This window comes from uncultured Litoreibacter sp., from assembly GCF_947501785.1.
Classification (GTDB): Bacteria; Pseudomonadota; Alphaproteobacteria; order Rhodobacterales; family Rhodobacteraceae; genus Litoreibacter.
On the sequence record NZ_CANMXB010000001.1, the window covers coordinates 3,379,241 to 3,394,321 of the forward strand.

Sequence of the window (15,081 nt, forward strand, 5' to 3'; positions counted from 1 at the left end):
CCGTACGATCCAAGCCGCGCAATCAGACCAGTTGCTTTTTGCTGTGCAACACCCCGTCGGCATCGCCGTAAACCCAATCGCCCGGCTCAAACGTAACACCGCCGAAACCGATCTTTTGGCCAACTTTGCCCCAACCCTCTTTCGCGCTTTTCACCGGGCTTGTCCCAAGCGCGAAAACCAGCGTTTCCATGTCGTCAATCTCGGCACTGTCACGAATTGCCGCGTTCAGGATCAATCCAGCCCACCCGTTCTGGATCGCCAGCCCGGCCAGCATGTCGCCAAGAAGGGCAATCCGGGTAGATCCGCCGCCATCGACAACAAGCACCCGCCCGTTGCCCGCAGTTTCCAGCTGCGCCCGTATTTCGGTATTGTCCTCAAAACATTTCACGGTCTGCACCTGCGCTGCAAACTGCGTTTGTGTCCCAAAACGGCAAAATGGCAGATGCACCAATGTCAGGTCTTTCGCGTGGTCATCAATCAGATCAGCAGTTTTCATTCCTATTAGATCCTTCCAAATGTTTCGTTGAGCTCAGTCACCTGCCCAGATGTCAGAAGGCGCGTTTTTCGCCCTTCCAGCGCGACCAGCAGCTTGGCGGTTTCTTCCAGCTCCTCGGCCGCGCACACCGCTGAAAACAGGTCTTTGCCAGACACGACCGGCCCGTGATTGGCCAAAAGCACTGCACCGTATGCTCCACAGAGATCGCGGATCAGGTCGCCTGATTTCGGGTCCCCGGGTTTCACATAGGGCACCAGCTTCACTGGCCCGACCCGCATGACCACATAAGGGGTCAGCGGTGGAATACAGTCGTCGGGGTTGGTGTCTTCGAGGCACGACAAAGCTGTAGCCCATGTAGAATGCAGGTGAACAACAGCGCCTGCCTGTGGTCGGGTGTCATAGAACGCTCGGTGTAGGAACACTTCCTTGGTCGGCTTGTCACCGCCTACGTGATTGCCGTCTTCGTCAATTTTGGCAATGCGGTCGGGCTCAATTTCTCCCAGTGTCGCATTGGTCGGTGTCATCAGAAAGCCGTCAGGCAGTCGCGCTGATACATTGCCTGCGGAGCCCACAGAAAAGCCGCGCTGAAACAAGGAGGCGCAAAGCTTTGCCATCTGCGCGCGCAGCGCGGCCTCGTCCTGCATCATTGGCCTGCTTCCATCATCTGCAACGCCTTGGCGAAGAAATCCCGCGCGCCAAAATTTCCCGACTTCAGCGCCAATGCGACAGGGTCATCAGTCCCGACGCGCAACACCGGGACGCCGGGGTCAATTTCAGGCCCGATGGTCATGGCGGGCGCGCCCAACGCATGGGCCACAGCTTGGGCAACGGCCCCGGACGTCTCGCCGCCCGCCACAACCAGCCGGCGATAACCGGCGTCGATCAGAGCCTCTGCCGTATCCGCAAACAGCGCATCAAGCTTTGCCGCAACAACGTCTCGGCCGAACTTTGACTGGATTGCACGGACGTCTTCGGGGGTGCCTGACGAAAAAGCCAATGGGGCATTGCCAGCATGCTCCTGATAGAATGAAACGAGCGTGTCTTTGGTCACCGTTCCTGCCATGACACCTGGCACGTCAATCGCAAGCGTCGGATGGGATTGCGCGTGATGCTCAACCTGTCCGCGTGTCGCGCCCGAGCACGAGCCGGCAAGGATGGCTTCGGCACCTTGCACGCCGGAATACCTCTGGCGGCCAAGGTCGGACCGGTTTGCGTCGATGAAATTTGCGGGCAGGCCAAGGGCAATGCCAGAGCCGCCGGTGATCAGTTTCGCGCCCTTCAACGCAACACCAAGTGTCATCAGGTCGGCGTCCGAGATAGCATCCGCGACCAAGAACCGGGCAGGCGCATCTGCCATAAGGGCGCGCACCGCGTCCGCGCCCTTATGCACGGTTTCGACTGGAACATGGCCCACGTCGACGCTGGTTTGATGCCCCAACCATCGTCGTATGTCCGCATCGGTCATTGGGGTCAGGGGGTGGTTTTGCATGCCTGACTCATTCAGCAGCTGCCCATTCACGAACAGATGCCCTTGGTAGAGTGTGCGACCTGTGGTCGGGAAGGCCGGGCAAAAGATCACACTTTGCGCATCCAACGCGTCAGCCAAAGCTTCGGCGACAGGTCCGATATTGCCGTCCTTGGTGGAATCGAATGTCGAACAATACTTGAAGATGAATTGCTGGCATCCTTGCGCCTTCAGCCAGTTCAGCGCCGCAAGGCTTTGCGAGACAGCTTCCGCAACAGGGACGGTGCGGCTTTTCAGCGACACAACCCCGGCCTCGATGTCCTTTGGGGCGGGTGTTTCGGGCACGCCTGGAAACTGGGCCGTATGCAGCCCCCCCTGCGGGCCCGCGCCCTTGGCCAAGGTGTTGGCAATGTCGCTTGCGCCCGTGAAATCGTCAGCAATAACCCCGATCAACATGGCTTCATTTTCCTTTTCCGGTCAGCACGCGCCGTCGCATTTCCTCAACCGCGGCGTCCGGGCTGGTCAGAACGGGGCATCCCGTCGCTGCCCTGACGCCATGGGCTGCACCAGCCATGGAAAATTGCGCCAGCAAGATTGCATCCGCATCTTTGATCTGGCTTGCGGTCTCTCCGATCAGTTGGTCATGTGTGGCGTCGTCGCCTGCGCGTTTCGCATCGAGCGCACCGTCACAGAAGTAGGAGGTGATTTTGGCGGCAATGCCTCGCGCCGCCGCGGCTTCGCGAAATTCATCTTCCATGCCACCGGCGGCAGGTGGGAACGTATAGATCATCGCGATCCGCTCGCCGTGCTCGAATGCAGCATCAAACATAGCCTCGTTGGGCTTCATCACCGGGATGCGGGCCTCGAAATTTGCCTGTTCGATCGCTGACCCAAAGGCAGAGCAGGTGAACAGAACGCCGTCCGCCTGGGCGGCTTCAGCATAGCGGGTGAGGTCAAGAATGCGTCTCGTCAGGTCGCCCGAAAGCGAGGTGGTTTTAGATCTGTCAACCGACAGGCCCTCTTCCAGGATCGAGATGGTTTCTGCCTCCGGCCAAAGCGTACTGACCGCAGACTCGATGGGGTCAATTGCAACCCGCGTCGCGTGAATTAGGGCGATTCTCGGCTGGTGTGTCATGACATCTGTTCGGGCAAGGGGTGGCACCGCGTTTGACGCGGTGCCATCAGTTGAAGTGGGCTGACATGCCCACAGGGAGGTTCTTCAGGCCGCAACGGCCTCTTTGGCAAGCATCTCGGCCACAAGCGATCCGAATGTATCGGTGTTGACCGTGCCGCCTAGATCTCGTGTCCGCTTTGCCGGATCATCAATGACCGCATCGACCGCGTCCGTGATGGCTTGGCCTGCGGCCATGAGGTTGGAGACCCCACGTTGTTCGCCCAACCATGTCAGCATCATCGCCGCCGACAGGATAAGCGAGGTCGGATTGGCCACGTTCTGGCCCTGGATATCCGGGGCAGAGCCATGCTGCGCCTGTGCACAACACAGACCGGTTTCCGCATTGGCGTTGATCGAGCCTGCGAGCCCTAGAGAACCCGATAGCTCTGACGCAAGGTCGGATAGAATATCGCCGTAGAAGTTGGTAGCGACCACCACGTCATACTCCTGTGGCTTACGGACCAGCAGGGCTGCGAAAGCATCGACGATCAACTCTTCGGTCTCAACCTCCGGGTAGTCCTTGGCAACCTCGCGGAAGCACTCAAGGAACAAGCCGTCCGTCATGAGAAACGAGTTCGCCTTGTGAATCGCGGCTACCTTTTTGTTGCGTTGCATCGCTAGTTTGAACGCTTCGCGGCATATCCGCATCGAGCCGTGGCGGGTGATTTTGCGCACAGACAGTGCCATGTCGGGGTCCGGCATCATCTCGCCTACACCTTTGAACATGTTGCGGTCAGGATAGAACCCTTCCGTGGCCTCGCGCATAATCACAAGGTCCATGCCTTCAGCTTTGTTCGGCAGGAAGTCGCGGCTGCGCGCGGGTCGGACGTTCGCGTAGAGATCAAGACCAATGCGGAAACCGGCTGACACATTGCGCCCACCCTCGACTACCGGCGGGTAGTCCATATGCGATTGCGTGCCCAGGATGACGCCATCAAACTCGGTGCGTGCCCGGTCCAGCACCTCATCGCGCAGCGTAATGCCGTGTTTCTTCAGGCTCGTGAATCCAGACTCTTCTTCCTGAAAGGTAAGCCCAAGATCGAACCGCTTGTTCGCTGCCTCGACCACTTCAAGGGTCGCGGCCATGATTTCAGGCCCGATACCGTCGCAGGGTAAGGTCATAATACGCATCTAATGTCTCCTTTGTTGGCCGTGGCCATTAATTTTGGGTCGCGACGCCTTAGTCGTCCGCCGCGATGTTTGCTTCTTTGATTTCTGCCGCCATCCGTTTCTTGACGCGGCGTCCGAGGATGACCGGCAACAAGAACCCGGTGATCGCAATCGCCCACAGGATGATCGCAAGCGGGCTACCAACCAGAATGGACCATTCCCCATCCGAGATCGTCATGGCGCGGCGCAGGTTCACTTCCATTTCGTTGCCCAGCAGGATGCCCAGAATGATGGGCACAATCGGCACGTCGAGCTTGCGGAAGAGCCAGCCCAAAAGGCCAAAGCCCACCATTGTCATCACATCCACTGTTGATCCGGACAGGCTGTAGACACCGACGACCGAGATCATGGCAACAATCGGCATCATGATGCGGGTAGGGACCAGCAGAACTTTCGTGAAAATGCCAACAAGCGGCACGTTCATGACCAGCAGCATGACGTTCGCGATAAACAGCGAAGCAATCAGGCTCCAGACGATATCGGGGTTCTTTGCAAACAGCAGCGGCCCGGGTGTGATGTTCAGCTGCAAGAGCAGCGCCAGCAAAATGGCCGTCGTCCCGGAACCGGGAATGCCAAGCGACAGCATCGGCACCAAGGAGCCGCCGGCGGCCGCATTATTGCCGACCTCTGGCGCCACAACGCCGCGCGGATCGCCCGTACCAAAACTCTTGCCTTCGCGGTCGACGGTCGCCTTTTCCAACGAGTAGGACAGAAACGACCCCAGCGTCGCGCCCGAGCCCGGCAAGACGCCGCAGATGAAGCCAATCACAGTTGTGCGCCCCATCGTCGGGATACAGCTTTTGATCATGCTCCATTCTGGCAACAGCTTGCCGATCTTCATCTGCTTGGTCTCGCCAACCTTGCCTGCATGGTGCTGCTCAAGGAAGTAGAACACCTCGGACAGGGCAAACAGACCGACCACAGCCACCAAGAAGCTGACCCCGTCAAAAAGATATATTTGACCAAAAGTGAAGCGCTGCGCGCCGGTTTGACTGTCACTGCCCACCATCGCAATGGCCAAACCAAACGCGACCGCGAACAAGGCCTTGCCTTGGTTGTTGCTCATGATCCCGCCAAGGGTCGCAAAGGCCATGACATAAAGCACAAAATATTCAGCAGGTCCGAACAGCAGGGCAATCTTAACCAATTGCGGCGCGAGGAATACAAGCCCCCAAGTGGCAATGAACGCACCCACGAAGGACGCAATGGCCGACAGTGTCAGGGCCTGCCCCGGCATACCTTTCTTTGCCATTGGATGCCCGTCAAGACAGGTCATCATGGCGGCATCGTCCCCAGGTATGTTCAACAAGATGGCGCTGATGCGCGATCCGTAGAGCGCGCCATAGTAGACGCTGCACAGCAAAATGAGGGACGGGATCGGGCCAAGCCCCAGCGAAAAGGCAATCGGGATCAGAATGGCCACGCCATTCGATGGCCCAAGCCCGGGCAGCGCGCCAACGATCGTGCCGATGAAGCAGCCTACCAAGGCCAGAAACAGGTTTTGCAGAGTGAATGCGAGGACGAAACCATCGCCGAGATTAGAAAGCGTTTCCATTGGTCCGGGTCCTTCCCTTAGAAGCCAAGCGGGCCTTCGGCCAACGACAGGCCGAGGACAAGGTGGAAGACCACGTAGATGCCGATAGATGTCAGGGCACCAACAACGAAAGACCAAAGCGGCAATGTTCCCAACCGCCACGTCAGGTAGGCAGTTGCCAATGCGGTCGAAAATACGAAGCCGATCTCAGGCAGCAACTGACCGTAAAGCAGCATCACAACCGTCGCGGCCAGGATTTCCATGACCCCACGCCCCCCGGGCCAGTCTGGCTCGGCATCCGGGCGCAACATCACGTAGATTGACGTCAAAGCGAGGCCTGCACCGATGAGATACGGAAATGTTCTTGGGCCGACGAGATCGACCATGAAGGTCAGTTTTATTGTCGATGCTGCCCAGATGTAGAAAATGGCCAGCGCCAATCCGACACCGCCGAATACGCGGTCGCTCATGTCGTTCTCCCAAACTTCGTAGAGTGTCGACTGGCCCGAACCGGTCGGGCCAGTCATGTCGAGGTCTTACTCGATGATGCCGATCTCTTTGGACAGCTTGGTCACGTCTTCAATGCTTCCGGCGACAAAGTTATACATGTCGTCCCCAAAGTTGTTGAAGGGTGCCATTGCGGCGGCCTCTAGGGTCTCTTGGAAACCGGGATCGGCGACCATGGTCTGGATCGCTTGGCTCCAGAAGGCCTTCGCTTCGTCGGATGCACCAGCGGGCATATAGAGGCCACGCCAGTTGGCGCCAATCACGTCATAGCCCTGCTCTTTGGCAGTAGGGATGTCCGGGAAATTCTTCAGACGCTCAGGCCCCATGATCGCGAGGATACGGATGTCACCGGATTCGAGGAAGCCCAGCATCTCGGAGAAGTCGCCAGACAGCGCTTCGACCGACCCCGAAAGAAGTCCGGTCATCGCCTCGCCGCCACCCGAGAACGACACGTATTTTAGCTGCGTCACATCCTCCATGCCAGCCTCGCGGGCAATCAGCATGGGTTTGATGTGGTCAAAGCTGCCGACCGAGGAGCCACCTGCGATACCAACCGATTTTGGATCAGCCAGGATGTCGTCCATCATTTCGTTCAGTGTTTGGTACTTGGAATCCGCGCTGACTGCGATTGCGCCGTATTCCGCGCCAAAGGTCGCGAGAAAATGCACATCGTCCTGCTTGGCGCCCTCGTAGATGCCTTGAGCGATCCGGGCACTCGTGGACATTGACGCGGCAACGATCAGGTTGTTGTCTTCATTGCGTTCCTTCGTGACATGCGCAAAAGCAACGCCGCCGCCGCCGCCAGACATGTTGGTGACCTGCATCGACTCCCCGATCACGCCGAGGTCAAACAGGTACTTTGCGGTCGTCCGGCAGATGAAATCCCAGCCGCCACCAGGGTTGGATGGTGCGATGCATTGTGGACTTTCAGCTTTGAAGTCTGCCGAAGCCCCGGTAACGCCGGCGAAAGTTGCGGCGATCGCAACAACACTGGCGCGTGAAAAATTCTTGAACATTTGATGTCCTCCCATAGGTTTCTCCCAAGCGCGATTCTTGCGCTTAGGTCACGATTGCATATTAAGACCTCAAAAGCCAATATAGTTTTGCAATTCTAAATCCACAAAACCACCGCAAGCCGATTTAGGAAGCCTGATCTTTCATAAATCATTTGAATTCAGAGATTTAGGGAGATTCTCATCTTCCGACGAGGGAAGCGTGAAGGTCCATTTGGCCGAAAAGTGGCCAAAATCGGAGGATAGATTTTCGCCTGTACAGTCCGAAAATGGCGAATTTTCGGTTTTACATTTGCCAAAATCCAAAAAATTTGGCCTTTTGGTTGCTGAGACATGCAATAGTGTCGGTAAGCCGTCCAATCAGAAAGGTGACCAGAAATTTGCCCAAGAGCGACTTATCGCAAAAGATATCGAACCGATTGATTCACGATATCGTGGCCGGTTCACTCATCAACGGACAGCACATCAGCGCACAACAAGTCGCTGACAGGTACGGCGTATCAAGAACGCCGGTCCGGGAGGCGCTCATCTCGCTGGAGCGTCAGAACATTTTGGTGCGCCAGGAAAACCGCGGCTACTTCGTGGCGGAAGACCTGCCCGCAACACTCTCGGACAAGCTGGCGGATTCAGGCACAAATCAATCGGACGACTATCAGATCCTGGCTGACGACTGGTTGACCAATGAGATTCCAGAGGACGTGACCGAACAATTCCTGCGCCAACGGTATGACTGGACCAAAGCCAAGGTTGGGGATTTGTTGGTGCGTGCTGCGCGCGAAGGCTGGGCAGAGCGCAAGGAAGGATATGGCTGGCGTTTTCTACCTGTCGCCAAGACCCCGGAAGCGTTTGATGAAATCTACCGGTTCCGCATGGCCATCGAACCTGCCGCGATGCTTGAACCTTCTTTCGAATTGGATCGCAAGGTCCTGTCAGAACAGCGCCGCATTCAGGAAAACATGCTGGAGTTGGATATTGATTCCGCACATGGCGAGTCGCTTCTGGAAAACGGTTCGATGTTCCATGAAGAGCTGATCAAACTGTCAGGTAACCCGTTCTTCCATATGTCGCTTCAACGCGTCAATCGGATGCGCCGACTGATGGAGTACCGCGCCGAAGTGAACCGCGAGCGGCTGATTGAACAATGCACCGAGCATCTGGAGATTTTGTCGCTGCTTGAGGCCGGCGATATCGCAGGTGCGTCCTACAGAATGCGACAACATCTCAGTGGTGCGCTTAAACGCAAGTCACCCCTGGCCTGGAATTGGGCCGCCGACACGAGCAGCCAAGGGGACGCCAGCGGTGCCAGTTGATGCCGAGTTGGAAATGCGCGTCTCGCGCATCGCCCTAGTCGCCCATGATCAAATGAAAGATCGCATGATCGACTGGGCAAGAACGCATGCCGATGTCTTGTCAAAGTTCGAACTGTTCGGAACCGGAACGACGGGCGGGCGCATCGCTGACGAGGTGCAACTTCAGATCACCCCGCTAAAAAGCGGTCCGCTCGGTGGTGACGCCCAGATCGGCGCAATGATCGCCGAGGGCAGGCTCGATATGCTGATCTTCTTTATCGACCCGATGTCCGCGCTCCCTCACGACGTTGATGTCAAATCCCTTTTGCGCTTGGCGACACTCTATAACACCATACTCGCCATCAACGAGGCTACCGCATCTCGCGTATTGAATTGTGTGTTGCCAACGGATTGATCAACCGCGCACGAGATTACTGTGAATTTTGTAGCCAGTGGTTTTGCAAGTGCAGCGAACGGCCGCTGAGCAGGCGATTGCGAGTTCTGCAGGTTAGGTCACCCGCAACATGGGGTTGGAAACAATTTCCGCCCGAACCATCCAGAGTCTGGGCGTAATCGCATCGGAAATTGTGCCATCGTTTCTGGCGATTGTTCTTGTTTGGCCTTGCCTGCACTGAACATCGGATATCTTCCATTCGGAGAACATACAGAACGTGTCAATGCCGGTGCCGAGCTGCGTGTGCTGACATATTCCATGATGTAGTTTGTCGTTGCACGTTGCCCTTAGGTCCAGTCGAGAACCACTTTGCCGCTTGAGCCAGCCTTCATGGTTTCAAATCCGGCTCTGTATTCGTCGACGTGAAACCGGTGCGTGATCACGCCGCTGACGTTCAAGCCGTTCTGCAGCATGGCAATCATTTTGTACCAGGTCTCGAAAATCTCACGCCCGTAAACGCCTTTGAGCGTGATCGCTTTGAACACGATACGAGACCAATCAACTGGTGATTTCCCCGGTGGAATCCCCAAAAGCGCTATGCGCCCGCCCATCACCATGGCCTCGACCATCTGATCAAGGGCGGCTTGATTGCCCGACATTTCCAACCCGACATCAAAGCCTTGACGCATTCCCAAACGTGTGACGACCTCGTTGAGGTCTTCTTGGCCAACATTCACGGGAACCACGTCAGCCACCTGCGCGGCCAGCCCCAAGCGATCTGCATTTATGTCCGTAATGACAACATTGCGCGCGCCTGCATGACGGGCTACCGCGGCGGCCATGATCCCGATTGGCCCAGCCCCCGTGATCAACACATCTTCGCCCAACAGGTCGAATGACAACGCCGTGTGGACGGCATTTCCAAGCGGATCAAGGATGGCGCCGATATCGTCGCTGATGTCATCCGGCAGCGGCACAACATTAAAAGCAGGGAGGCGCAGAAACTGGGCGAATGCTCCATCTTCGTTGACGCCAATACCGCGCGTGTCGGGATCGAGGTGAAATTTCCCCGCGCGCGATTGACGGCTTTCCTTGCCGATCAAATGCCCTTCGCCTGAACAGCGCTGTCCCGGGGTCAAGTCTGTCACGTTTTTACCAAGCTCAACAATTTCGCCAGCGAATTCATGCCCAGTGGTCAGATTTAGAGGGACAGTTTTGCGCGCCCATTCATCCCAGTCCCAAATGTGGATATCAGTGCCGCAGATCCCGGTCTTATTGATCTTGATCAGCACGTCGTCCGGCCCGATCTCGGGCACCGATGTTTGCTGAAGCCAAAGCCCTTCTTCGGGTTTTGTCTTAGCCAGAGTTTTCATATGGTCGCTCACGCCAAGGCCCCCGTCGCGCGCCCAGCTTTTTCAAAGGCCTCCAGCGCGAAATCGAGGTCTTCGCGGGTAAGTGCGCTGCTCATCTGCGTGCGTATCCGGGCTTGGCCTTTAGGGACCACAGGGTAATAGAAGCCAGCGACGTAGACTCCGTTCTCGTTCAAATGCGCAGCCATGTTTTGGGTTAGTTTCGCGTCACCAAGCATCACTGGAATGATCGGATGCGCTCCGGGCTGCACTGTGAAGCCGAGCCTTGTCAGCCCATCACGCCAGTAGCTGGTGTTTTGGGACAATTTGGCGCGAAGCGCGTCTCCGGCTTCAGCAATATTTAGGGCCTCGATCCCTGCAGCAACAATCGACGGCGGCAGGGAGTTAGAGAACAGATATGGCCGCGCACGTTGGCGCAACAGATCAATGACCGCTTGCGGTCCTGCAACATACCCACCCAAGGCCCCACCAAGAGCCTTGCCGAGCGTGCCTGTCAAAATGTCGACATCCACGCCGAAATGCGCCGGCGTACCCGCGCCCTTTGGCCCCATGAAACCCGTCGCATGGCAGTCATCGACCATCACCATGGCGCTGTATTTCTCGGCGAGCGCTACGATCTCTGGCAAGTTTGCAAGATAGCCGTCCATGGAAAAGACTCCATCCGTGGCAATCATGACAAAACGCGCGCCGTCACGTTGGGCCTGCCGCAGTCGCGCCTCAAGATCGACCATATCGGAATTCGCGTATCGATACCGTTTCGCTTTGCACAACCGGATGCCATCAATGATTGACGCATGGTTCAAGCTGTCGGAAATGACCGCGTCTTCTGGGCCAAGCAGGGCCTCAAACAGGCCACTATTGGCATCGAAGCATGCAGCGAAAAGGATGGCATCATCCTTGCCCAAATACTGCGCGAGTTTCGATTCCAATATATGGTGAATATCTTGCGCGCCGCAAATGAAGCGAACAGATGCCATGCCAAACCCGTGGCTATCCATCGCACCCTTGGCAGCTGCAATCAGTCGAGCATCATCCGCCAGCCCGAGATAGTTGTTGGCGCAAAGATTGACCATGCGCACTGGCACATCGTCACCCTGGTTCACCATTATGTTGCCGCCCTGCGGGGACGTAATGCTGCGTTCTTTCTTGAGCAAGCCGCTGGCTTCGATGTCGTCCAACGTCGCCTTAACATGGTTTAAGAATTGAGGTGCCATACGCGATCTCCCATTTAACGGATTTCTATCCGTTAAATGGGCATTCCGTCAAGATAGTGGAAGTCATCCGTAATGTGGGATGCTATGCGTTCTTAACCATCAATATCGCACGCGCCTTCTTGGGCGCACGAATTGCGTGGTCCCGATCGGCTAAATAGCGAATGGTATCACCAACCCCCGCGCTTTCGCTGACATCGTTTGATGTAATTTCTAGCGTTCCCTCAAGTACGGTAACCGCTTCCACGCAGCCACTCTTATGCGCAGAGCTGTCAAGGCGGGCACCTTCCTCAAAGTGAATGTCGTATATCTCGGTGCCGCCAACATCGTCTGGTGCGCTCAAAATACGGATAAGGCATTTTGCAGCCTTATTGTTAATGACAGGCGTGTTTTCGGCGCGCACGACATCCAGTATTGGCCCGTTTCCGCCATCCGGCGCGTCCAGCAGTTCCGCGAAATCTACATTCAAAGCCCGAGTGAGGTTCCAAAGACTGGCCACGGTTGGGCTGGATTCGCCACGCTCAATTTGGGACAACATGGACCTGGACACCCCAGACAGCTTGGCCAGCGCATCCAGGCTTAGTCCTTTCGCCGTCCGTTCCGCTTTCAAACGAGATGCTAGACGTTGTGCAATTTCTGGTTTTGAAGACACTTCGTCACGCCTTTCTTTATGTTGCTTCGACAGCGATTGCGTCTGATCTAATCAATCCCGTAGTCAAGCATATGCCCATTTCCGTTCGCTCGCTATCGGGTTGTCTTCAAATACCCGCCGAAAACGGAAGTTGTGAAGTCCTGCGGTAGCGGCAGAAATCCTTGGGTCGTGAACCTAATTTGCTCTGACACGGCATCTAGAAATCTGAGCCAAGTAGTTTTGGAGCAGTGACGGTGCGAAGCCCTGAAAGTCCGCAACGGGCCGTCAATGGTTGGAGCGAATGGGCAGGCGGCGTCACATACTGCAATTGATCAAATGGTGGCCAAGACCCAATTTCAGGTAATGCTGCGAGTTGCGCTATGGCCGCCTTTATGTGCCAGACAGGGGCGTATCAGGCCATTCGCTCGTCAGATCGGCTTGAACACCGCGTTCAAGGTAGGTCGAAAGAACCACATAGCTTTTCGTGCCTTTGACGCCAGGGAGCACGTATAGCTGGGCCAGAAATTTCTCCAGCGCATAGGCGTTCTCGGTGCGCACTTTCATGATGACGCAGGTGTCCCCGGCCACAGAATGCATTTCTTCGATCTCTGGGAAGGTGCATAGACCCATCATGCGTTCGCTTTTTCCCCAGCCGTCCGCATCAACATGGACAAAGGCCAAGAAGTTTTTGCCGCAAGCGGGGCCATCTAGATGTGCCCCGATGCCCCTGATTGCGTTCTTCCTCAACCGTTTGACGCGCTCATGAACGGCGGGGGCCGAAAGGCCAACTTGATCACCGATATCAGCGTAGGTCGCCCGCCCATCATTGTTGAGGGCAGCTAATATTTTTCGGTCAAATGGGTCCAGAGGGCGCTTCGCTGTGGTCATATGCTGAATATCTTCTGTTTCTTTCTTCATGCCGTCTTTTGTGTCTTCATATGCACGATTTCTTCTGCTCATTGTCAGTTTTTCAGAAGGATGTTCAGATGTTAACAAAAGAAATCAACCCCACCAAAGCCATTTATGCGGCATCTCGCGACTACGTTCACGCAATGGAGGTGACGGAGGCAACAAGGCAGTTGTTCGTCAGCGGAACAATGGGTTTGGCTGAGGATGGATCAGCCCCTGCGAGTTTGGATGACCAGCTAGAGCTGATCTGGAGTAATATTCGGTGTATCTTGGCAGAAGCAGGGATGTCTGTTTCAAATATCGTTCGGCTGACCAGCTATCTTGCTCGGCCCGAATTCGCCGAAAAAAATCAAATCGCAAGAGAGAAAGCCCTAAATGGTCGAGCCGTGCCTACTACGGCAATAGTCATCACACCTCTTGATCCCTCCTGGCTTGTGGAAATTGAGGTTGTCGCGATGAGTTAGGCTCCCCAACTACGGGTACTGGTTCATGCGTCCACAATGCTCAACGAAGAGCGAAGCCAATCGAAATAGTTTGCGAGGGCACGCTCGTTTCGGGAACAATAAGTCCACTTCTGCTGTCGCTTCGCGTTGATGAAACCCGCCCGCCGCAAAAGTTCAATATGGCGGCTCATCGTCGGCTGGCTGACATGGAAATGTTCTGCAAGCAGCTGAACGCAGACCCCTGTATCGGCGGGATCAGCCGACTCCTGGTGGGAAAAATGTTGCGCCGGGTCGGTTAGCAGCCGAAGCACCTCCATGCGGGTCTCGTTGGCCAGCGCCTTGACTTGATCATCTCTGTTTGTCATATCCATAGTCAAATAGCTTTTATGCTAAACGTCAATGGAGAAATTCAATGTTGGAGCTGAAAGAACGATTTTCTTTTAAAGGTCAGTCAGTCGCCTGGGGCACCATTGGCGAGGGAGATCCTATTGTTCTGATCCACGGATTTCCTTGGTCTGCACAAGCATGGCGACAGATCGCACCGTGGCTGGCGCAGACACATAAAGTCTTCTACTTCGATATGCTTGGCACCGGCCTGTCAGAAAAGCGAGCGGATCAGAACGTCACAGAATCCGTCCAAAGCGATCTTCTTGAAGCCCTCGTCGGAGAGTGGGGGCTCTCGCGTCCGCAAATCGTCGGTCACGATTTTGGAGGGCTTTGCGCGTTACGCGGTCATTTCGTAAACGGCATCGAGTATGGCAAACTTCATCTTGTGAACGCCGTCGCTGTTTTGCCCTCTGGGTCACCATTTTACGCCCATGTCGCCAACTATGAACCGGCCTTCGCTGGGCTGCCTGACTACGCACACGAAGCGCTGTTTCGGGCTTACGTTCAGGCCGCCGCGCATCACCCCCTTCGCGATGAGGCAATCCAGATCTATTTCGATCCCTGGTCGGACGAGGCCGGAAAAGCCGCTTTCTACCGCCAGATCGCACAAGCCGATCTTGCCAATATCAGCGAGGCGGAGGCGCTCTATAGGGAGACCGACTTCGACGTTCACATAACGTGGGGAATGCGCGATACGTTCATTCCCTCTGCTCAAGGTGAGCAGGTGCGCGACATGCTGAAAGCGAAGAGCTTCACACCTATTCCGGATGCCTCACACATCGTCCACGAGGACGCGCCTGCTGCGCTCTTGGGGTCTTTGCTTCGAAACATTTGACTAACATCGCAGCCTTGGACACAGGGGCGAAGCCGATCATTCTTCAAGATGCGATATGGCAATGGTTTGTTGAAGACACCTCTTGGCGGGTCAGACGCTGCGATCCGCAAAAAGTCTATTTGGAGCCCATTTTGAATGGTGTTGCAAGGTGCACGTATGTCGGTTGGCTTGTCGGCAGTCGCAAAAGCAAAGTTGCCTAGTTGACGCAAACAGAACTTCGAAGCGGATATTGGCGCAGTCGCAGCGAATGCCT

The 15,081-nt window shown here is 55.9% G+C and carries 17 protein-coding genes; 4 read left to right on the forward strand and 13 right to left on the reverse strand.

Translation table 11 applies throughout. The features are described from left to right. Positions 1 to 22 precede the first annotated feature (22 nt). From rraA to Q0899_RS16820, 8 genes are all read right to left on the reverse strand, one after another. A complete protein-coding gene (rraA, locus tag Q0899_RS16785) occupies positions 23 to 496 on the reverse strand; it encodes a ribonuclease E activity regulator RraA (RefSeq protein ID WP_299194284.1) in 474 nt (157 codons plus the stop codon). A gap of 5 nt (positions 497 to 501) precedes the next feature. After that, on the reverse strand, positions 502 to 1,143 hold the full coding sequence (gene otnC, locus Q0899_RS16790; protein ID WP_299194286.1) for a 3-oxo-tetronate 4-phosphate decarboxylase: 642 nt from the start codon (positions 1,141 to 1,143) through the stop codon (positions 502 to 504). Then, on the reverse strand, positions 1,140 to 2,417 hold the full coding sequence (gene otnK / locus Q0899_RS16795) for a 3-oxo-tetronate kinase (RefSeq protein WP_299194288.1): 1,278 nt from the start codon (positions 2,415 to 2,417) through the stop codon (positions 1,140 to 1,142). Before otnK ends, otnC begins: the two co-directional genes overlap by 4 nt. 4 nt (positions 2,418 to 2,421) lie before the next feature. Beyond that, positions 2,422 to 3,096 carry an aspartate/glutamate racemase family protein gene (locus tag Q0899_RS16800; RefSeq protein ID WP_299194290.1) on the reverse strand — a complete coding sequence of 225 codons (675 nt, stop codon included), beginning with the start codon at positions 3,094 to 3,096 and terminating at the stop codon, positions 2,422 to 2,424. An 84-nt stretch (positions 3,097 to 3,180) separates the two neighbouring features. Further along, positions 3,181 to 4,266, reverse strand: coding sequence for an isocitrate/isopropylmalate dehydrogenase family protein (locus Q0899_RS16805; RefSeq protein ID WP_298360269.1), 1,086 nt, complete (start codon positions 4,264 to 4,266; stop codon positions 3,181 to 3,183). 49 nt (positions 4,267 to 4,315) lie between these two features. After that, a complete protein-coding gene (locus Q0899_RS16810; protein ID WP_298297935.1) occupies positions 4,316 to 5,860 on the reverse strand; it encodes a tripartite tricarboxylate transporter permease in 1,545 nt (514 codons plus the stop codon). 17 nt (positions 5,861 to 5,877) lie between these two features. Beyond that, a complete protein-coding gene (locus Q0899_RS16815) occupies positions 5,878 to 6,309 on the reverse strand; it encodes a tripartite tricarboxylate transporter TctB family protein (RefSeq protein ID WP_298297938.1) in 432 nt (143 codons plus the stop codon). A gap of 66 nt (positions 6,310 to 6,375) precedes the next feature. Continuing rightward, on the reverse strand, positions 6,376 to 7,362 hold the full coding sequence (locus Q0899_RS16820; protein WP_298297941.1) for a tripartite tricarboxylate transporter substrate-binding protein: 987 nt from the start codon (positions 7,360 to 7,362) through the stop codon (positions 6,376 to 6,378). Positions 7,363 to 7,628: 266 nt separating this feature from the next. On the opposite strand from Q0899_RS16820, the gene Q0899_RS16825 reads away from it, so the two are divergent. Together Q0899_RS16825 and Q0899_RS16830 are read left to right on the forward strand one after the other, a co-directional pair. Beyond that, the gene (locus Q0899_RS16825; RefSeq protein ID WP_299194294.1) at positions 7,629 to 8,669 is read left to right on the forward strand and encodes a GntR family transcriptional regulator; all 1,041 of its coding nucleotides are present in this window, start codon (positions 7,629 to 7,631) and stop codon (positions 8,667 to 8,669) included. Next, positions 8,659 to 9,063 carry a methylglyoxal synthase gene (locus Q0899_RS16830; RefSeq protein WP_298297947.1) on the forward strand — a complete coding sequence of 135 codons (405 nt, stop codon included), beginning with the start codon at positions 8,659 to 8,661 and terminating at the stop codon, positions 9,061 to 9,063. Before Q0899_RS16825 ends, Q0899_RS16830 begins: the two co-directional genes overlap by 11 nt. A gap of 326 nt (positions 9,064 to 9,389) precedes the next feature. Here Q0899_RS16830 and tdh read toward each other — a convergent pair whose 3' ends face one another. The 4 genes from tdh to Q0899_RS16850 form a co-directional block, all read right to left on the reverse strand. Continuing rightward, positions 9,390 to 10,415, reverse strand: coding sequence for an L-threonine 3-dehydrogenase (tdh, locus tag Q0899_RS16835; RefSeq protein ID WP_298360263.1), 1,026 nt, complete (start codon positions 10,413 to 10,415; stop codon positions 9,390 to 9,392). 8 nt (positions 10,416 to 10,423) lie between these two features. Next, a complete protein-coding gene (locus tag Q0899_RS16840; RefSeq protein WP_299194296.1) occupies positions 10,424 to 11,626 on the reverse strand; it encodes a glycine C-acetyltransferase in 1,203 nt (400 codons plus the stop codon). 82 nt (positions 11,627 to 11,708) lie between these two features. Continuing rightward, positions 11,709 to 12,275 (reverse strand): XRE family transcriptional regulator, encoded by a 567-nt coding sequence (locus tag Q0899_RS16845; protein WP_298360259.1) that lies wholly within the window; start codon positions 12,273 to 12,275, stop codon positions 11,709 to 11,711. A 369-nt stretch (positions 12,276 to 12,644) separates the two neighbouring features. After that, positions 12,645 to 13,172, reverse strand: a complete 528-nt coding sequence (locus Q0899_RS16850; protein ID WP_299194299.1) for an Lrp/AsnC family transcriptional regulator — start codon at positions 13,170 to 13,172, stop codon at positions 12,645 to 12,647. Positions 13,173 to 13,240: 68 nt separating this feature from the next. On the opposite strand from Q0899_RS16850, the gene Q0899_RS16855 reads away from it, so the two are divergent. Further along, a complete protein-coding gene (locus tag Q0899_RS16855; protein ID WP_299194301.1) occupies positions 13,241 to 13,627 on the forward strand; it encodes a RidA family protein in 387 nt (128 codons plus the stop codon). Between the two features lie 23 nt (positions 13,628 to 13,650). Here Q0899_RS16855 and Q0899_RS16860 read toward each other — a convergent pair whose 3' ends face one another. After that, positions 13,651 to 13,977: a metalloregulator ArsR/SmtB family transcription factor gene (locus tag Q0899_RS16860; protein ID WP_298297964.1), complete on the reverse strand. Its 327-nt coding sequence runs from the start codon at positions 13,975 to 13,977 to the stop codon at positions 13,651 to 13,653. A gap of 41 nt (positions 13,978 to 14,018) precedes the next feature. On the opposite strand from Q0899_RS16860, the gene Q0899_RS16865 reads away from it, so the two are divergent. Continuing rightward, positions 14,019 to 14,828 (forward strand): alpha/beta hydrolase, encoded by an 810-nt coding sequence (locus Q0899_RS16865; RefSeq protein ID WP_298360251.1) that lies wholly within the window; start codon positions 14,019 to 14,021, stop codon positions 14,826 to 14,828. Positions 14,829 to 15,081 lie beyond the last annotated feature (253 nt).

Bases quoted from the DNA above. Each gene is read 5' to 3' on its own strand.
- Q0899_RS16825 (WP_299194294.1), top strand. From the start codon at position 7,629: ATGGCGAATTTTCGGTTTTACATTTGCCAAAATCCAAAAAATTTGGCC.
- Q0899_RS16840 (WP_299194296.1), bottom strand. From the start codon at position 11,626: ATGGCACCTCAATTCTTAAACCATGTTAAGGCGACGTTGGACGACATC.
- Q0899_RS16855 (WP_299194301.1), top strand. From the start codon at position 13,241: ATGTTAACAAAAGAAATCAACCCCACCAAAGCCATTTATGCGGCATCT.
- Q0899_RS16865 (WP_298360251.1), top strand. From the start codon at position 14,019: ATGTTGGAGCTGAAAGAACGATTTTCTTTTAAAGGTCAGTCAGTCGCC.
- Q0899_RS16815 (WP_298297938.1), bottom strand. From the start codon at position 6,309: ATGAGCGACCGCGTATTCGGCGGTGTCGGATTGGCGCTGGCCATTTTC.
- otnC (WP_299194286.1), bottom strand. From the start codon at position 1,143: ATGATGCAGGACGAGGCCGCGCTGCGCGCGCAGATGGCAAAGCTTTGC.
- Q0899_RS16805 (WP_298360269.1), bottom strand. From the start codon at position 4,266: ATGCGTATTATGACCTTACCCTGCGACGGTATCGGGCCTGAAATCATG.
- Q0899_RS16860 (WP_298297964.1), bottom strand. From the start codon at position 13,977: ATGGATATGACAAACAGAGATGATCAAGTCAAGGCGCTGGCCAACGAG.
- Q0899_RS16850 (WP_299194299.1), bottom strand. From the start codon at position 13,172: ATGAAGAAAGAAACAGAAGATATTCAGCATATGACCACAGCGAAGCGC.
- rraA (WP_299194284.1), bottom strand. From the start codon at position 496: ATGAAAACTGCTGATCTGATTGATGACCACGCGAAAGACCTGACATTG.
- otnK (WP_299194288.1), bottom strand. From the start codon at position 2,417: ATGTTGATCGGGGTTATTGCTGACGATTTCACGGGCGCAAGCGACATT.
- Q0899_RS16810 (WP_298297935.1), bottom strand. From the start codon at position 5,860: ATGGAAACGCTTTCTAATCTCGGCGATGGTTTCGTCCTCGCATTCACT.
- tdh (WP_298360263.1), bottom strand. From the start codon at position 10,415: ATGAAAACTCTGGCTAAGACAAAACCCGAAGAAGGGCTTTGGCTTCAG.
- Q0899_RS16820 (WP_298297941.1), bottom strand. From the start codon at position 7,362: ATGTTCAAGAATTTTTCACGCGCCAGTGTTGTTGCGATCGCCGCAACT.
- Q0899_RS16800 (WP_299194290.1), bottom strand. From the start codon at position 3,096: ATGACACACCAGCCGAGAATCGCCCTAATTCACGCGACGCGGGTTGCA.